Annotated in this window: 13 protein-coding genes and 1 other RNA gene; 3 read left to right on the forward strand and 11 right to left on the reverse strand. The window is 61.6% G+C overall.

The annotated features are described in order from the left end of the window. Nucleotides 1-136 precede the first annotated feature (136 nt). Together fnr and D8U60_RS20275 are read left to right on the forward strand one after the other, a co-directional pair. Nucleotides 137-871 (forward strand): fumarate/nitrate reduction transcriptional regulator Fnr, encoded by a 735-nt coding sequence (gene fnr, locus D8U60_RS20270; protein ID WP_016773865.1) that lies wholly within the window; start codon nucleotides 137-139, stop codon nucleotides 869-871. Nucleotides 872-946: 75 nt separating this feature from the next. Then, nucleotides 947-1495, forward strand: coding sequence for an adenine phosphoribosyltransferase (locus D8U60_RS20275; RefSeq protein ID WP_007918333.1), 549 nt, complete (start codon nucleotides 947-949; stop codon nucleotides 1493-1495). A gap of 152 nt (nucleotides 1496-1647) precedes the next feature. Here D8U60_RS20275 and D8U60_RS20280 read toward each other — a convergent pair whose 3' ends face one another. From D8U60_RS20280 to dnaX, 5 genes are all read right to left on the reverse strand, one after another. After that, entirely contained in the window at nucleotides 1648-2796 is a 1149-nt protein-coding gene (locus tag D8U60_RS20280) for an acyl-CoA dehydrogenase family protein (protein WP_130900773.1), read from the reverse strand. A gap of 150 nt (nucleotides 2797-2946) precedes the next feature. After that, nucleotides 2947-3549 carry a recombination mediator RecR gene (gene recR, locus D8U60_RS20285; protein WP_016773861.1) on the reverse strand — a complete coding sequence of 201 codons (603 nt, stop codon included), beginning with the start codon at nucleotides 3547-3549 and terminating at the stop codon, nucleotides 2947-2949. Between the two features lie 66 nt (nucleotides 3550-3615). Continuing rightward, nucleotides 3616-4650: an NADP-dependent oxidoreductase gene (locus D8U60_RS20290; RefSeq protein WP_024012324.1), complete on the reverse strand. Its 1035-nt coding sequence runs from the start codon at nucleotides 4648-4650 to the stop codon at nucleotides 3616-3618. A 292-nt stretch (nucleotides 4651-4942) separates the two neighbouring features. Then, nucleotides 4943-5281: a YbaB/EbfC family nucleoid-associated protein gene (locus tag D8U60_RS20300; protein WP_003223337.1), complete on the reverse strand. Its 339-nt coding sequence runs from the start codon at nucleotides 5279-5281 to the stop codon at nucleotides 4943-4945. A gap of 66 nt (nucleotides 5282-5347) precedes the next feature. Continuing rightward, the gene (gene dnaX, locus D8U60_RS20305) at nucleotides 5348-7438 is read right to left on the reverse strand and encodes a DNA polymerase III subunit gamma/tau (RefSeq protein ID WP_130900775.1); all 2091 of its coding nucleotides are present in this window, start codon (nucleotides 7436-7438) and stop codon (nucleotides 5348-5350) included. 145 nt (nucleotides 7439-7583) lie between these two features. Here dnaX and D8U60_RS20310 point away from each other — a divergent pair, with 145 nt between their 5' ends. Next, nucleotides 7584-8333 (forward strand): transporter substrate-binding domain-containing protein, encoded by a 750-nt coding sequence (locus D8U60_RS20310; RefSeq protein WP_073474002.1) that lies wholly within the window; start codon nucleotides 7584-7586, stop codon nucleotides 8331-8333. A gap of 16 nt (nucleotides 8334-8349) precedes the next feature. On the opposite strand, the gene D8U60_RS20315 is transcribed toward D8U60_RS20310, so the two are convergent. From D8U60_RS20315 to zipA, 6 genes are all read right to left on the reverse strand, one after another. Next, nucleotides 8350-10317, reverse strand: coding sequence for a hypothetical protein (locus D8U60_RS20315; protein WP_130900776.1), 1968 nt, complete (start codon nucleotides 10315-10317; stop codon nucleotides 8350-8352). Between the two features lie 36 nt (nucleotides 10318-10353). After that, nucleotides 10354-10842, reverse strand: coding sequence for a hypothetical protein (locus tag D8U60_RS27700; protein ID WP_177435486.1), 489 nt, complete (start codon nucleotides 10840-10842; stop codon nucleotides 10354-10356). A gap of 205 nt (nucleotides 10843-11047) precedes the next feature. Beyond that, an RNA gene (gene ffs / locus D8U60_RS20325) (signal recognition particle sRNA small type) lies at nucleotides 11048-11144 on the reverse strand. A gap of 131 nt (nucleotides 11145-11275) precedes the next feature. Continuing rightward, nucleotides 11276-12439 carry a putative zinc-binding metallopeptidase gene (locus D8U60_RS20330; protein ID WP_122611253.1) on the reverse strand — a complete coding sequence of 388 codons (1164 nt, stop codon included), beginning with the start codon at nucleotides 12437-12439 and terminating at the stop codon, nucleotides 11276-11278. A 200-nt stretch (nucleotides 12440-12639) separates the two neighbouring features. Continuing rightward, on the reverse strand, nucleotides 12640-14997 hold the full coding sequence (gene ligA, locus D8U60_RS20335; RefSeq protein WP_130900777.1) for an NAD-dependent DNA ligase LigA: 2358 nt from the start codon (nucleotides 14995-14997) through the stop codon (nucleotides 12640-12642). 139 nt (nucleotides 14998-15136) lie between these two features. Continuing rightward, complete coding sequence (gene zipA / locus D8U60_RS20340) at nucleotides 15137-16000, reverse strand: cell division protein ZipA (RefSeq protein WP_016773851.1); 864 nt, start codon at nucleotides 15998-16000, stop codon at nucleotides 15137-15139. Nucleotides 16001-16177 lie beyond the last annotated feature (177 nt).

Genomic DNA, 16177 nt, shown 5'->3' on the forward strand with positions numbered 1-16177 from the left:
AGTACTGATAGTGGGTTATCGGCCGGCGGTGCTGCGGCTTTATGTCTGTAGGACAACGCCGCCGCGTGCTGGCCTGAATGTCCTTCCGTGGGTTACCCTTACGGCTTATGTGTGTTTTCCCACAAGGATTGAAGAAATGTCCGAGCCAGTCAAACTGCGCGCTCACAACCAGGCCCACTGCAAGGATTGCAGCCTGGCCCCGCTCTGCCTGCCACTTTCTCTGAATCTGGAAGACATGGATGCGCTCGACGAAATCGTTAAACGCGGCCGCCCGCTGAAGAAGGGCGAGTTCCTGTTCCGCCAGGGCGACACCTTCGATTCCGTTTATGCAGTCCGCTCCGGCGCGCTGAAAACGTTCAGCCTGAGCGATGCCGGCGAAGAACAACTGACCGGCTTCCACCTGCCGAGCGAACTGGTCGGACTGTCGGGCATGGACACCGAAAAACACCCGGTCTCGGCCCAAGCGCTGGAAACCACTTCGGTTTGCGAAATCCCCTTCGAGCGCCTCGACGAACTCGCACTGCAATTACCACAACTGCGCCGCCAGTTGATGCGGGTGATGAGCCGCGAGATTCGCGACGATCAGCAAATGATGCTGCTGCTGTCGAAGAAGACCGCCGACGAGCGCATCGCCACTTTCCTGGTCAACCTGTCGGCCCGCTTCCGCGCGCGCGGCTTCTCGGCCAATCAGTTCCGTCTGAGCATGTCGCGCAATGAAATCGGCAATTACCTGGGCCTGGCGGTGGAAACCGTGTCGCGGGTGTTCACCCGTTTTCAGCAGAACGAATTGATTGCCGCCGAGGGCAAGGAGATTCACATTCTCGACCCGATCCAGTTGTGCGCGCTGGCCGGCGGCTCGATCGAAGGCTGATCACGACCCGCGGTTGAGCGAATCGTTTCAGCCGCGGGTATACTGCGCCGTTTGCAGCCCTGCCAGGACACCCCGATGGTCTTCGACTCCTTCGACATCAAATCCCTGATCCGCCCCGTGATCGACTTTCCGAAACCGGGCGTGATCTTTCGCGACATCACCCCGCTGTTCCAGTCGCCGACGGCCCTGCGCCTGGTGATGGACAGCTTCGCCCACCGCTATGTCGAAGCCGACTTCACCCACATCGGCGCCATGGATGCCCGTGGTTTCCTGATCGGTTCGGTACTGGCCTACCAGTTGAACAAGCCGCTGGTGCTGTTCCGCAAGCAAGGCAAACTGCCGGCGGACGTACTGGCCGAAGGTTATGCGACCGAATACGGCGAAGCGTTTCTGGAAGTGCACGCCGACAGCCTGTGTGAAGGCGATTCGGTGGTGATGTTCGATGACCTGATCGCTACCGGCGGCACGCTGATCGCAGCGGCCAACCTGATTCGCCGCATGGGCGCGCGGGTGCATGAAGCGGCGGCGATCATTGATCTGCCAGAGCTGCAAGGCTCGCAGCGTCTTGAGGATATGGGTATCCCGACGTTTTGCCTGACGCAGTTTGCTTTGACCGATAAATAATCAAGATCTAAAGATTGATCGTTCCCACGCTCCGCGTGGGAACGCCTCTAGGGACGCTCTGCGTTCCAGCTTGCGATAGGGACGCGGAGCGTCCCGGGCTGCATTCCCACGCAAAGCGTGGGAACGATCATGCATCGGACGATCTTTCGCTTTTAGAGCCCCATCTGCTTGCTGATGATTTCATTCATCACTTCCCGCGTCCCGCCGCCAATCGACAGAATGCGGTTATCCCGATACAGCCGCTCCACCAGGCTTTCACGCATGTAACCGAGCCCGCCAAGAATCTGCACGGCTTCGGTGGTGATCCGGTCCGAGGTGTCGGTGGCGAAGTTCTTCGCCATGGAAATCTCCTTGATCACGCTCTGCCCCGCCGCCATTTTCGCCGCTTGCCGGTAAGTGAACTCGCGCGACACTTCCAGCGCCGTGGCCATTTCGGCGAGGCGATGTTTGATCACCTGAAATTTGCCGATGGGTTTGCCGAACGCCTCACGCTCGCGCGCCCACTTCAGGCTTTCCTCCAGCGCCAATTGCGCCGTCATGTTGGCCATCAGCGCCAGCGCCAGCCGTTCGCTCTGGAAATTGCCCATGATGCAGGCGAAGCCCATGTTCTCTCCGCCAATGAGGTTTCCTACAGGCACGCGGCAATCGTCAAAGAACAATTCAGCGGTGTCCGACGCCCACCAGCCCATTTTCTTCAATTGCCGACCGACACTGAAACCCGGCGTGCCCTTCTCGATCAGCAACAGGCTGATACCGCCGAACCCCGGCGCACCGGTACGCACCGCGACGGTGTAGAAATCCGCGCGCACACCGCTGGTGATGAAAGTTTTGCTGCCACTGACCCGGTAGCAGTCACCGTCACGCACGGCGCGGGTTTGCAGGTTGGCGACGTCGGAGCCGCCGCCGGGCTCGGTGACTGCCAGCGCGCTGATTTTCTCGCCGCTGAGCACCAGCGGTACCACCCGCTCGCGAACTTCAGGCCGCGCCCATTTGACGATCGGCGGCAAACCGATATCCAGCGAACCCAGCCCCGCCACCAGGCCACCAGAGCCACAGCGCATCAGCTCTTCACTGGCGGCGACCTTGGCGAACAGATCGCCTTCATGGCTGCCGCCGAGCGCATCGGGATAGCCGATACCGAGAATGCCCGCCGCACCGGCCTTGAGGTACAGCTCACGGGGAAAGCTTTCGGCTTCTTCCCACTGATCGATGTCCGGCAGGATCTCGCGTTCGACGAAACGTCTGACGCTGTCGCGGACCAATTGGTGGCTGGGGTCGAAGTATTCCTGAAAGGCAGGCATGGGCGAGCTCCACGGAAGGGTTCGCCGACGTTAACCGAGCGCTTGCTTGGTATTCAAGATGCAGAAGATCAAAAGATCGCAGCCTTCGGCAGCTCCTGCATTGGAATGCGTTCCCTGTAGGAGCTGCCGAAGGCTGCGATCTTTTGATTTTTAGAGGGAAATCGGTTTACGCCCGGCAAACGAATGCGCCAGCGTGCCGCCGTCGACCAGCTCCAGCTCACCGCCCAGCGGCACGCCGTGAGCAATCCGCGAGGCGACCAGGCCTTTGTTGTTGAGCAACTGCGCGATGTAGTGCGCCGTCGCCTCGCCTTCCACTGTCGGGTTGGTGGCGAGGATGACTTCGGTAAAGGTCCCCGCCTCTTCTATCCGCGCCATCAGTTGCGGAATACCGATCGCTTCCGGCCCCAGGCCATCCAGCGGCGACAAGTGCCCCTTGAGCACGAAATAGCGGCCACGGAAGCCGGTCTGCTCCACCGCATAAACGTCCATCGGCCCTTCGACTACGCAAAGCAGCGTGTCATCGCGGCGCGGGTCGGCGCATTGCGGGCACAGATCGTCTTCGGTCAGCGTACGGCATTGGCGGCAATGGCCGACGCCTTCCATGGCCTGGCTCAAGGCCTGGGCCAGGCGCGTACCGCCGCTGCGATCACGTTCGAGCAACTGCAACGCCATGCGCTGAGCGGTTTTCTGACCCACGCCCGGCAAAGTGCGCAGAGCGTCGATCAGTTGGCGAATCAAGGGGCTGAAGCTCATGGGTAAACAGTCCGACTAAACAACGAGACGCGGTTTATACCCGCGCCTCTGGCCAGCGTCAAATCCTCAGTCCTGGGCGACCCGGACCACCAGTTTGCCGAAGTTGCGCCCTTCCAGCAGACCGATGAACGCCTCGGGCGCCTGCTCCAGGCCTTCGACCACGTCCTCGCGGAATTTCACCTTGCCGTCGCGTACCCACGGCACCATGTGGCTGATGAATTCCGGCTGACGATCACCGTAATCGTCGAAGACGATGAAGCCCTGAATACGCACACGCTTGGTGAGCAATGTGCGTTGCAGCATCGGCAGGCGATCCGGGCCGGTCGGCGCTTCGGCGGCGTTGTAGCCGGCGATCAGGCCGCACAACGGAATGCGCGCCTTGGGATTGAGCAACGGCAAGACTGCGTCGAAGACATGGCCGCCGACGTTCTCATAATAAATGTCGATGCCGTTGGGACAGGCCTTGGCCAATTGCTCGGCGAAGTCGTCGGCCTTGTGGTCGATGCAGGCATCAAAACCCAGCTCCTCAACGACGTATTTGCACTTCTCGGCCCCACCGGCCACACCGACCGCGCGCAGACCTTTGATCTTCGCCACTTGCCCGACCACCGAGCCGACGGCGCCGGACGCCGCAGCCACCACCAGGGTTTCGCCTTCTTTCGGCTGGCCGATGTCCATCAGGCCCATGTACGCGGTCATGCCCGGCATACCCAGCACCCCGAGGGCCATCGACGGGCTCGGCAGGCCAGCGGGGATCGGCATGATGTTGCGACCGTCGCTGATGCTGTGGCTCTGCCAACCGGTGGCGCCAACCACCAGATCACCGGTGTGGAATTTCGGGTGATTGGACTGCTCGACCCGGCTGACCGCACCACCGGTCATGACTTCGCCGATTTGCACTGGCGCAGCGTAGGACGGTGCGTCGCTCATACGTCCGCGCATGTACGGGTCGAGAGAGAGGTACAGGGTTTTCAGCAGGACTTGACCGTCCTGCAGATCCGGCAGCGCCTCGCGCTCGAGACGAAAGTTCTCCGGGGTCGGCGCGCCGGTCGGGCGCGAGGCGAGGACGAAGCGTTGATTGAGGGTGAGAGGGTCGGACATGTCAGCGTCTCCTGTGAATGGGGAATTCGGTGTATAGGGAGCAGACCTTGGTAGCGGTGGTGTGTTCGATGTTTCTGCAGTTTTGACCGAGGCTCGCTCCCACTGATCTTTCCCACGCTCTGCGTGGGAATGCAGCCCGGGACGCTCCGCGTCCCGATCGCAAGCTGGAACGCGGAGCGTCCCCAGAGGCATTCCCACGCAGAGCGCAGGAACGATCCGCGCCGCTCAGAAACAAAAATGCCAGGCGCGATGCCTGGCATTTTGTGTAGCTCATCTGCCGCCCAAAGGCGAATCAGAATGGCAGTTTCATACCCGCTGGCAGGTTCATGCCGGCGGTCATGCTGCCCATTTTTTCCTGGCTGTTGGCTTCGATCTTGCGCACGGCGTCGTTGACGGCGGCGGCGACCACGGCTTCCAGCATTTCTTTGTCGTCTTCGCTCAGGCCTTCGACCAGGCTTGGGTCGATGCTCACGCTTTTGACGTCGTGACGACCGGTCATCACCACGGTGACCATGTCGCCGCCGGCCTTGCCGGTGACTTCGGCGTTGGCCAGTTCTTCCTGCATCTTGGCCATTTTTTCCTGCATCTGCTGCGCCTGCTTCATCAGGCCGGCCATGCCACCTTTCATCATGGGAATCACCTCAAACGTACTTGGATAAAACAGCGCCCGGCCATCTTGGCCGAGCACCTTCAGTTATTAGCCTTGGGTGACCAAGGCGTCGACAGGTTCAATAGTATCGCTTCGCACCACCGCGCCGAACTGCTGAACCATCTGCTGGATGAACGGATCACCGTGGATCGATTCCTCCGCCTCACGCTGGCGATTGGCGCGGCGGCGCGAGGCGGCCTGGGCCGGGGTTTCCTGCTCAGGCTTGATCAGCTCGATGGTCAGGGTCAGCGTGCGCCCGTGGAACTGGTTCAACGCGTCGTTGAGACGACGCTGTTGCGTGGCGTTGAACAGGGCGCTGTGGGCCGGGTCAAGGTGCATCAGCCAGTGGTCGCCGTCGACCGCAATCAATGTGCAGTTGGCGGCGATGCTGCCGGTCATGCCGGAAATCGGCAGCTTCGGGAACAGCTCCAGCCATTGCAGGGCCAGGCCGGTGGCCGGCGCGGCGGCAGGTTCCGGCTCGGGTTCAGGCTCAGGATCGGCGGCGTGTTCGCTGGCCAGTTCGTCGAGGTAGCTGTAGGCCGAATCCATGTCCGGCTCGATGTAGTCTTCATCCAGCGGCGGTTCGTCGTCCATGTCCATGCCCGGCGTAGCGGCATCGACCTCGGCGACGGACGGCTCGGGAATTGGCGCAGCGGCCCACTCCGGCGCATCCGGCACCACGCTGTCCGGGGTCGGCAGCGGCATCGGCGGCAATTCAGGCTGCTCGCCAGCAGTTTCCAACACTGGTTCGACAGCGGGTTGCTGAACGGGCGCAGGCTCGGCCTCGGCTTCCACCGGGTCGTTCCATGGCAGATCGACCACGGTTTCGACGGCGACTGGCTCAGGCTCCGGGTGCGCTTCGACAACCGGCACAACCGGTTCTGGCTCGGCAGCCGGCGCTGCTACTGGTGCGGGCGCGGGTGCTGGCGCAGCAGCCGCAGCCGCAGCGACCACCGGCGCAGGCTTGGGCGCGGCAGCCACTGAGTTTGCGGAATCAACTGTGGCCTGGCTGATCCCCACTGGCTTTAGCGGTTGCCTCGGCGCGTCCGCCGTATCCGCCGGGCGGAACGCGAGCATTCGCAGCAAGACCATTTCGAAACCGCCTCGCGGGTCCGGCGCCAGCGGCAAATCGCGGCGCCCAATCAGGCCCATCTGGTAATAGAACTGCACATCTTCGGCCGGCAACGCCTGGGCCAGAGCCAATACGCGATCACGGTCGCCGTGGCCATTGTCGACGCCTTCCGGCAGCGCCTGAGCGATGGCCACGCGGTGCAGCACGTTGAGAATTTCCGAGAGCACGCCGTTCCAGTCCGGGCCTTGTTCGGCCAGATGCCGCACGGCTTCGAGCAGCGCCTTGGCGTCGCCTTCGATCAGCGCATGCAGCACGTCATAGACCTGACCGTGATCCAGCGTGCCGAGCATCGCGCGCACGTCGGTGGCGAGCACTTTGCCTTCACCGAACGCGATGGCCTGATCGGTCAGGCTCATGGCGTCACGCATCGAGCCATCAGCAGCACGGCCGAGCAGCCACAGTGCATCGTCTTCGAACGGTACGTTTTCCGCGGTCAGAACGTGGGTCAAGTGCTCGACCACACGCTCGGGCGTCATGTTCTTCAGGGAGAACTGCAGGCAACGCGAAAGAATCGTTGCCGGAAGTTTCTGCGGATCGGTGGTCGCCAGGATGAACTTGACGTAGGGCGGCGGCTCTTCGAGGGTTTTCAACAGCGCATTGAAGGAATGGCTGGAAAGCATGTGCACTTCGTCGATCAGGTAGACCTTGAAGCGCCCACGACTTGGCGCGTACTGCACGTTATCGAGCAGTTCGCGGGTGTCTTCGACCTTGGTGCGGCTGGCGGCGTCGATCTCGATCAGGTCGACAAAACGCCCCTCATCGATCTCGCGGCACACCGAGCACTCGCCGCAGGGACTGGAGGTGATACCTGTCTCGCAGTTCAGGCACTTGGCAATGATCCGCGCGATGGTGGTCTTGCCGACCCCGCGCGTCCCGGTGAACAGGTAGGCGTGGTGCAGCCGTTGGCTGTCCAAGGCATTGATCAGAGCCTTGAGCACATGGGTCTGGCCGACCATTTCGCGGAACGAGCGTGGACGCCATTTACGTGCAAGAACCTGATAACTCATCGAAAACCGTCGCAGCGAAGGAAGCAGAAGCGGCTAATGCTAGCGGAGCAAGGGCAAAATTGCATCCGGTGTCCTCGTCTAATATGGCTAAGCTGCATCAGCAGAGGCTTTTATCAGCTCGGGATGGGGAATTACCGGAGCGTCTATGCGGTGGGCCGTGGCGGCATTGCTGGGTATCAGCCTCAACGCGATGGCAGCGCAAGCGCCGTTGCGCTTCGCCGTGCCGGACAGTTGGGCGATGCCGATGGTGCAACTGCAAGGCGGCAGACCGACCCAGGGCATCCTGCATGACGTCCTGCTCAGCCTGGCGACCCAGGTCGGCGCGCCAGCGCAATTCGTCGTCCTGCCGCGCGCGCGGGTTCAGAGCGCCATGGAGCACGGCGACATCGACGTGCGCTGCTATGCCGCACAGTCGTGGCTGCCGAATCAGTCCGGCGATTACATCTGGAGCGTGCCGTTGTGGTTTCAGCGCGACCTGCTGATCAGCCGCAAGGAACAACCGGCGCAGATCAATCCCGCCCAGCTACCGCGCCAGGCCATCGGCACCGTTCTCGGCTACAGCTACCCTACCCTGCAACCGCTGTTCGACGCCGACCAGTTGCAACGCGAAGACGCGCGCAATCAGGAACAGGTACTGGAAAAGCTCCTAGCCGGGCGATATCGCTATGCGGTGAGCAATCAGTGGACGCTGGACTGGATCAATCAGCGCCTGTTGCCGGAGCAGCAGTTGCAAGGGGTCGCGGTGCTGCAGGAACAGAATATCGGCTGCTATGTGAGGAATGATCCGAACGTGCCGGTGCAGCGGATCCTGCGCACGTTGCTGCGGATGAAAATGTCCGGCGAGATCGACGACATTATCCGGCTCTACACCGGCGCCTCTTCAACCACACCCTAACCCCATGTGGGCCGGGTCAATAACCGTGCGATTCGCGGAATTTCGGCTCACGGCTGTGGTGATAATCGATCCACTCGACCACGTCGTAAGGCAGATAGAGCTGCTGCCGGGCACGGGACACGGCGATGTACACCGCGCAGATGCGCTGATCGAACTCGTAGGCATCCTTGAATTTCTCGTTACTGAGCAACGTCCGGGTCAACAGCACGCGCCTGAACTCCATGCCGCCAGCCCGCTCGGCCATCATCAACAGACAGGCCTTGCCCGGCTCGATGATCTTTTGGCTCAGTCGCGTCAGGTCGGCAATCATGAAGCCGTTTTGCAACTGCGCCTCGATCCACAAGAAAGCTTCATCGAACTGGTTGGCGGCGCGCACCTGCTGCCAATCAGCCATGTCGCTGAAATACGGGTGCGGTCCTTTCTCGCTGGACACGGCATTGTAGAAATCGCGCCGGAACAGCTCAATGGCGGTGGTCATGAAATGCTTGATGTCGTCCTGCGCTTCCCGGTCGGGGAAACTGAAGGCGCAATTGCAATCGTGCAGGTGGATGGCCCACATCATCGTGTCCCACGGTGACGCGGTCAGCACCACGCAACCTTCGGGCGGCACGAAGGCTTGCGGGTAGTACTCGATATCGACGTCGGCGTGACGAGCGCCTTCGAACGGCACTTTGCTCTTGTGCGTGTGGCGCGAGATCAGCGGATTGACCAGGCGCTCGACATTGCGCCCCGAGCGCACCGAATAGCAGATATCACTCTGGCGAACTTCACGCTTGCGCTTGGGCGCCTCGCCCGTGGCCTGCTGATACTCATCGCCGAGGGTGATCAGCACCTGCTGCCCGCGCTCGATGATTTGCAGCAACGACGCCGGCACATCCTGGCTTTCGTCGATGATCACATGGGTGTAGCGCGGCGGGACGCGGCAACCGGCCAGACTGGCGCGCTTGATCATGAGCAACGTGGGAAAACCGCTCTGGCTGGCCCAGGCCGGATTGGCTTCCAGATACACCCACAGGCGACTGGAGTATTCCAGCAGCGCTTGCGAGTCTGCGCCGGTCAAGGGCTGCTGGAAGTGCGGCAAGTGCCTGGCGGACAGCGTGTGATCTCTTGAGGCGCAGTACAGCTTGAGCACGCGCAGACAAACCTCGAGGGTGCCCGGCCCGTCGTGGTGGCGAAAGCCGAAGATATTCAGTTCCTGCGCCAGCGCCGGCTTGCTCGGAATCCGCGCGGGCGCCTTGGCCATATGAAACCGGGGGCCAAGCAGCTGGGCCTGGGCAAAGTCGAAAAACGTCTGACCAATTTCCGTGTCGTGGACCTGCACGATGTGCTTGCGCAGCGTCGCCAGTTTCGCCGGGGTGCGCGCCAGCACCAGTGTGCGTTTCGAGCGCAGGCATTCGATCAGTGCGCTGAGCATGTAGCTCTTGCCGATGCCCGCATAGCCCTGCACGTGCAGGTCTTCGTCGAGGTTGGCTCGGAAGGTTCGCAGCAGTTTGTCCTGCGCCGCGCTTAACCAGTGCTCCCGTTCGCGGGGCGTGACCATTTGCTGGCGAAACGGGTTGTTCTGTTGCTGATGGCGGATCTTGTAGTCCACATCCCACTGCCCGCCGGGCAACAGAAATGCCTGCGCGGCGACTTCATCGGCCATGAGAAAGCGCAAGTTCAGGCCTTTGAGCGCATTGAGGCCGAAATACAATTTGCGCGAATCGAACAGACGCCGCGCCTCTGCAAGCAGTCCCGCCGATCCGGAGCGCCGAGAGGTGACAGACCAGTCAATGAGTCTGGCGAGGATCTTCTCCGCTGCGCTGGCGCTCAAATCCTGTTCCGTGGCCTGGGCGAGGTTCTGAATGACCAGCACTGCCGCCAGTTCCGGGTCGCTGAGGCTGGCCAGTGTCGCGTCACCCTCGGGCTGCAACAGCGCCGTACACGCATCATGGGTGATGGGCAGAAATACCGGGGTGGCCAAATCAAAATGTTCCGGGTGCATACAACCTCGCCGCCTGGGCTTTAATACAACACCAGATCAGTCCTGGTCATTCTCGTCGTGCATTTCATGGGACTGCGGCAAGTTTCCCTCACGGCTGGCCTCGGGGCTGATCCGCAGTTCGAAGGAGTAGCCGCCGAGCGTGCCGGACATGCCGCGTCGTTCAGTGCCGCTGGCCACCGCCCCCGCATCGATCTGCGCCTGCACTTCGTAGAGCGCCATTTCCAGCAGTTTGCGCAGGTGTTCAGGGTTTTGCGCGCTGGCGTGCAGTTGCAGGTCGTACTGGCCGGCCACCGATTCAGTGACGGCCGGCTGGTCCTGCACCGCGACCGGCTGCGCAGCTTCTTCAGCCGCATTGAACACGGTCGAAGCCGCCAGAATCGCAGCGTGCTCCTCATCCATCAGGTCGAGCACTCGCGACAGCTCCAGCGTGCGCTCGGGCTGATCCTGCATCTGCGTTTTGACTTCCAGACGACGCAACTGCCATTCGCGCAGCTTTTCCCGGGTCAGATCGTCGATTTCACCCACTTGCCTTACCTCTCAATGCCAGGCGAGGGAGTATGCCACTGTTCGCCTTCAACAGCCGCACGGGTACCGGGGCGGCGCGCGGCTGAGCCGCGCGTTTCTGATGGCGGATCAACGCCACTGGCCAAATCGCAGGCATAAAAAAACCGCAGTGGGCGAAACCCATGCAGTTCTCTTTGAAGCCTTGGTTGGTTCGTTAAGGTGGTGCCCCCACCAGCCACACCCCGGCACACAATGTTCCCGCTGTGGCTGCTTCCTTCCGGATCTGACCAGGTTCACGGGTAATCGTTGCGGGGGGACCGATGGGGTCACCATAACGACGCTTGCCTGTCGGCGAGCCGCGCCATTGTACCTGTCTGAGATGAACTTACAACCGTTGGTTGCAGATAAAAAACCTGAACGGCTTCAAGGACATAAACATCACGGCCTGCGACACCTACAAGGCCAGCACCTCATCCGCCCTGCCGCCCGCCTGCTGGATCACCAGATGAATGAAGTGCAGCTTGGCGATCGCCGCCGCCGGCAGTACGAACGGGTAGAAATCCGGCTGGCCCATGCTGCGCGACAGTTCGTTGAGCATGCCGGCCAGTTCGATCCACGCATTGACGAACGACAGGAAAGCGCCACCGCCGGGATGCTCGGGGTCGTACAGGGTGCTAGTCGGAAATGGCTGATAGTCGAAGTCCATTTCCCGCGCGCTCATGCCGAAGCCCAGCGCCGTGTCGACCGCATCCATCATGTGCAGGTAATGCGCCCAGGTTTCCGCCCAGTCTTCCCATGGATGCATGGTCGCGTAGGCGCTGACGTAGTGCTGCGGCCAGTCCAGCGGCGCGCCTTGCTGGTAATGCCGGTCCAGCGCCTCGGCGTAACTGGCGCGCTCGTCGCCGAACAGATTGCGGAACGCGTCCAGCCAAGGGCCGTTGGCGATGAGGCGATCCCAGTAGTAGTGGCCGACCTCATGGCGAAAATGCCCGAGCAGCGTGCGGTAAGGTTCGTGCATCGCTGCCCTGACCTGCTCACGGTGCGCGTCGTCGGCCTCTTTGATATCGAGGGTGATCAGGCCATTGGCGTGGCCGGTCATCGGCGCGTTGCCTTCCAGGTCAACACCGATGAAGTCGAACGCCAGCCCGGTTTCTTCATCCGTGGTTTTCGGGATGACCGGCAGGCCGAGGGTGATCAGTTGCGCGACCAGTCGACGCTTGGCGATTTCGACCTTGCGCCAGCGTTCGGGATTTTCCGCGACGGACAGGTCGGGAATGGTGCGGTTGAGGCTGCAAGCGATGCACAAGGTGTCGTGATCGTTGGCCGGCAGCAGCCAGTTGCACGCGGCGGGCATGTCGAGGTTGGCGCAGCGACGGAACAGTCCGGCGTCGGGATCGGCGTCGAGCGTCCAGGTGCCCTCTTCCGGCCCCGGCTGCAGCGAGGTCAGGCGACTTTCTTCAGGTTGATAGCCGAGCAAGGCGTTACAGGCCAGGCACTGACTGTTGCGAAAGAACAGCGACTGGCCGCAACGGCACGGCCAGACTTTGCTGTTGCGCGAGGATCCGGCCACGAACGGCGCGATGATGCGGGAACTGAGCTGCTCGAAAAAGCGGTGCATGGCGATCTCTCCCTGGGACTGGCCAAGACTAGATCATCCTGGCGCGAAGATCGTTCCCGCACTTTCTTGACTGATCGTTCCCACGCTCCGCGTGGGAATGCCGCCCCGGACGCTCCGCGTCCGCTGTGACGCAGAGCGTCACGGGATGCGTTACCACGCGGAGCGTGGGAACGATCAGTTGAGGGGGCGTGAGAAAAAGGTCATACGGAAATACAGTGGGTTTTGAGGAAAGCGATAAACGTCTCTTCGTCCATGACCTTCACGCCCAGCTCATTGGCCTTGGTCAGTTTCGACCCGGCACCCGGGCCTGCGACCACGCAATGGGTTTTCGCCGACACCGAACCGGCGACCTTGGCCCCCAGGCTTTCCAGATGATCCTTGGCCACATCCCGGCTCATCAACTCGACCTTGCCGGTCAGCACCCAGGTTTCGCCGGACAGCGGCAGACCTTCGACAACTTTTTTCTCGCTCTGCCAATGCATGCCGAAATCGCGCAGCTGCTGCTCGGCCTGCTCGGCCAGTTGCCGATGCTCAGGCGAGGCGAAGAACTCGCGCACCGAGTTGGCCTGCTTCTCCGGCAATGCCTGGCGCATGTCCAGCCAGTCAGCGTTCATCACCGCTTCCAGCGAGCCGAAGCGATCGGCCAGTTTCTGCGCACCACCGGGGCCGACGAAGGGAATGTGCAGTTTGTCGAGCAAGCCGCCCAGCGTAGTGCTGGCGGCGAATTCGGCGCCCAACTCGCCTTGATCCTGAATCTGCAAACCATGGCCGAGCAATTCGCTGATGACCTGCTGGTTGTGCGCATCCTCAAAGAAACTGTGGATCTCGTGCGCCACTTCCAGGCCGACATCCGGCAGGTAGGTCAGCACATGCGGCAAGGCCCGTTGCACGCGCTCCAGTGAACCCAGCGAGCGCGCCAGCACCTTGGCCGTTTCTTCACCGACATCGGGAATGCCGAGGGCGTAGATGAAACGTGCCAGGCTCGGTTGCTTGCTGTCCTCGATGGCTTTGAGAAGCTTGTTGCTCGATACCTCGGCGAAGCCTTCCAGATCGACGATGTCGTCGAATTTCAGCGCATACAGATCAGCCGGCGAATTGACCAGACCCTCGTCGACCAGTTGCTCGACGCTCTTGTCGCCCAAGCCTTCGATATCCATGGCCCGGCGCGAGACGAAGTGAATGATCGCCTGTTTCAGTTGCGCACCACAGGCCAGTCGGCCGACGCAGCGATACACCGCGCCTTCGCTGAAGGTTTCCTTGCCCTTGCTGCGCTTGACCAGTCGCGTACGTTCTACGTGCGAGCCGCACACCGGGCAGCTTTGAGGAATGGCAACCGGGCGCGCGTCATCGGGGCGACGCTCGGTGATCACTTGCACCACTTGCGGAATCACATCACCGGCGCGGCGGATGATCACCGTGTCGCCGATCATCAGGCCCAGCCGCGCGACTTCGTCCATGTTGTGCAACGTGGCGTTGGCCACGGTGACGCCGGCGACCTTTACCGGTTTCAAACGCGCCACCGGAGTCACCGCACCGGTGCGGCCGACCTGGAATTCCACGTCGAGCAGCTCGGTAAGTTCTTCCATCGCCGGGAATTTGTGTGCGATCGCCCAGCGTGGCTCGCGGGCGCGGAAGCCCAGTTCACGCTGGTCGGCAATGCTGTTGACCTTGAACACCACGCCATCGATTTCATAGGCCAGCGAGTTACGGCGCTCGCCGATGTCGCGGTAATACTCCAGGCACTCATCGATGCCCTTGGCCAGCCTCAGTTCGTGACTGATCGGCATGCCCCACTTCTGCAACTGCTTGAGGTTACCGATGTGGGTGTCGGCGATATCGTGAGACACCTGACCGATGCCATAGCAGCAGAATTCCAGCGGACGATTGGCGGTAATCTTCGAATCGAGCTGGCGCAGGCTGCCTGCTGCCGCGTTGCGCGGGTTGGCGAAGGTCTTGCCGCCGATTTCAAGTTGCGAAGCATTGAGGCGCTCGAAACCGGCCTTGGACATGAACACTTCACCGCGCACTTCCAGCGTCGCCGGCCAGCCTTCGCCGTGCAACTTCAGCGGAATATTGCGCACGGTGCGCACGTTGACGCTGATGTCTTCGCCCGTAGTGCCATCGCCCCGGGTGGCGCCGCGCACCAGCAAACCATCCTGATACAGCAGGCTGACCGCCAGGCCATCGAGCTTCGGCTCGCAGCTGTACTCCACCGCCGCGCCGCCACCAAACAGATCGCCGGCCGGCACGTCGAGGCCTTCGTTGACGCGGCGATCGAACTCGCGCATGTCGGATTCTTCGAAAGCGTTGCCGAGGCTGAGCATCGGGATTTCGTGACGCACTTGAGTGAACGCAGTCAGCGCCATGCTGCCGACGCGCTGGGTCGGCGAATCGCTGGTGATCAGTTCCGGGTTGGCCGCTTCCAGTGCCTTGAGCTCGTGGAACAAGCGATCGTACTCGGCATCGGGAATGCTCGGCTCGTCGAGAACGTGATAGCGATAGTTGTGCTGATCCAGCTCAGCGCGCAGCTCTAGAATGCGGGTTTTGGCGGCGGTCATGGGTGTTCTCTCATAAAGCAAAAGAGCAGCCGAGGCTGCTCCAGTTTTATTCCATTATCGGCGGCGGTGCCAGAAGATCGCAGCCTCGTTGCACTCGTCAGCTCCTACAGGCCGAAGGCTGCGATCTTTTGATGTGGCCTTAGCGCTTCTGGGTCAGGGCGCGGCGTTCGAATTCGACGATGCGCTGACGGTAGTGCTCAATCGTCTGCGCAGTCAGTACGCTGCGCTGGTCGTCTTTCAGTTCGCCGTTCAGTTCCTGGGACAGCTTGCGGGCTGCCGCGACCATCACGTCGAAGGCCTGCTTCGGATGACGCGGGCCTGGCAGACCGAGGAAGAAGCTCACCGCCGGAGTGCTGAAGTGGTCGATGTCGTCCAGATCAAAGATGCCCGGCTTGACCGCATTGGCCATGGAAAACAGCACTTCGCCGTTGCCGGCCATGCTTTCGTGGCGGTGGAAAATGTCCATCTCGCCGAAACGCAGGCCGCTTTCGAGAATGTTCTGCAGCAGCGCCGGGCCTTTGAAGCCGGCCGGGTCGCGGCAGATCACGCTGATCACCAGGACTTCTTCGGCTTGCGGCTGATCTTTTTCCGCCACGGCCGCTGCAGGCTTGCTGTCTTCGGCGAAATCGTCGTCACGGCTGCTGAAGCTCGGGCCGCCGTCCAGATCGAGGTCGAGGTTCAAGTCGCCCTGCGCCGGGCCGTTGCTGCCGCGCTTGCCACGTTTCGAGCCGGATTCACGCGGCTCGCGGGCTTCGCGGTTGGGCATGCTCACCGACGGCAGATCGTGCTCGTCCAGTTGCGGCTCTTTGTGCGTATCCAGGACGCGGGCCGGGCCCAACAGCTCGGCGCTGGTGTCCTCGTCCGGCAGATTGGACAGGCTCCGGTCGAGACGGAATTTCAGCTTTCCCTTGCCGCCGCGCATACGGCGCCAGCCATCGAAAAGAATACCGGCTATCACAATGATGCCGATGACGATCAGCCACTCGCGCAGACCGATTTCCATGTAATCCCGTGCCTCTATAAAAAATGCTGAAAAATAAGGGGTTTACACTGCGTAAACCGCTTTAAAACGTGGCGCCAACTCTATGTTCTGACAGGCGTTTTGCCCACGTATACGAAAAATTGACATTAAACTAGCACGATCAAAGGCTTCGCAGCTACAAGCTTTAAGCTCCAAGCC

The sequence above is a fragment of the Pseudomonas sp. Sample_11 genome (genome assembly GCF_004307505.1).
Taxonomy (GTDB): domain Bacteria; phylum Pseudomonadota; class Gammaproteobacteria; order Pseudomonadales; family Pseudomonadaceae; genus Aquipseudomonas; species Aquipseudomonas atacamensis.

Excerpts from the sequence above, each read along its gene's own strand:
- D8U60_RS20275 (WP_007918333.1), top strand. The coding sequence starts at position 947 with ATGGTCTTCGACTCCTTCGACATCAAATCCCTGATCCGCCCCGTGATC.
- fnr (WP_016773865.1), top strand. The coding sequence starts at position 137 with ATGTCCGAGCCAGTCAAACTGCGCGCTCACAACCAGGCCCACTGCAAG.
- zipA (WP_016773851.1), bottom strand. The coding sequence starts at position 16,000 with ATGGAAATCGGTCTGCGCGAGTGGCTGATCGTCATCGGCATCATTGTG.
- D8U60_RS20315 (WP_130900776.1), bottom strand. The coding sequence starts at position 10,317 with ATGCACCCGGAACATTTTGATTTGGCCACCCCGGTATTTCTGCCCATC.
- D8U60_RS20280 (WP_130900773.1), bottom strand. The coding sequence starts at position 2,796 with ATGCCTGCCTTTCAGGAATACTTCGACCCCAGCCACCAATTGGTCCGC.
- dnaX (WP_130900775.1), bottom strand. The coding sequence starts at position 7,438 with ATGAGTTATCAGGTTCTTGCACGTAAATGGCGTCCACGCTCGTTCCGC.
- D8U60_RS20290 (WP_024012324.1), bottom strand. The coding sequence starts at position 4,650 with ATGTCCGACCCTCTCACCCTCAATCAACGCTTCGTCCTCGCCTCGCGC.
- recR (WP_016773861.1), bottom strand. The coding sequence starts at position 3,549 with ATGAGCTTCAGCCCCTTGATTCGCCAACTGATCGACGCTCTGCGCACT.
- D8U60_RS20300 (WP_003223337.1), bottom strand. The coding sequence starts at position 5,281 with ATGATGAAAGGTGGCATGGCCGGCCTGATGAAGCAGGCGCAGCAGATG.
- D8U60_RS20330 (WP_122611253.1), bottom strand. The coding sequence starts at position 12,439 with ATGCACCGCTTTTTCGAGCAGCTCAGTTCCCGCATCATCGCGCCGTTC.
- D8U60_RS20310 (WP_073474002.1), top strand. The coding sequence starts at position 7,584 with ATGCGGTGGGCCGTGGCGGCATTGCTGGGTATCAGCCTCAACGCGATG.
- ligA (WP_130900777.1), bottom strand. The coding sequence starts at position 14,997 with ATGACCGCCGCCAAAACCCGCATTCTAGAGCTGCGCGCTGAGCTGGAT.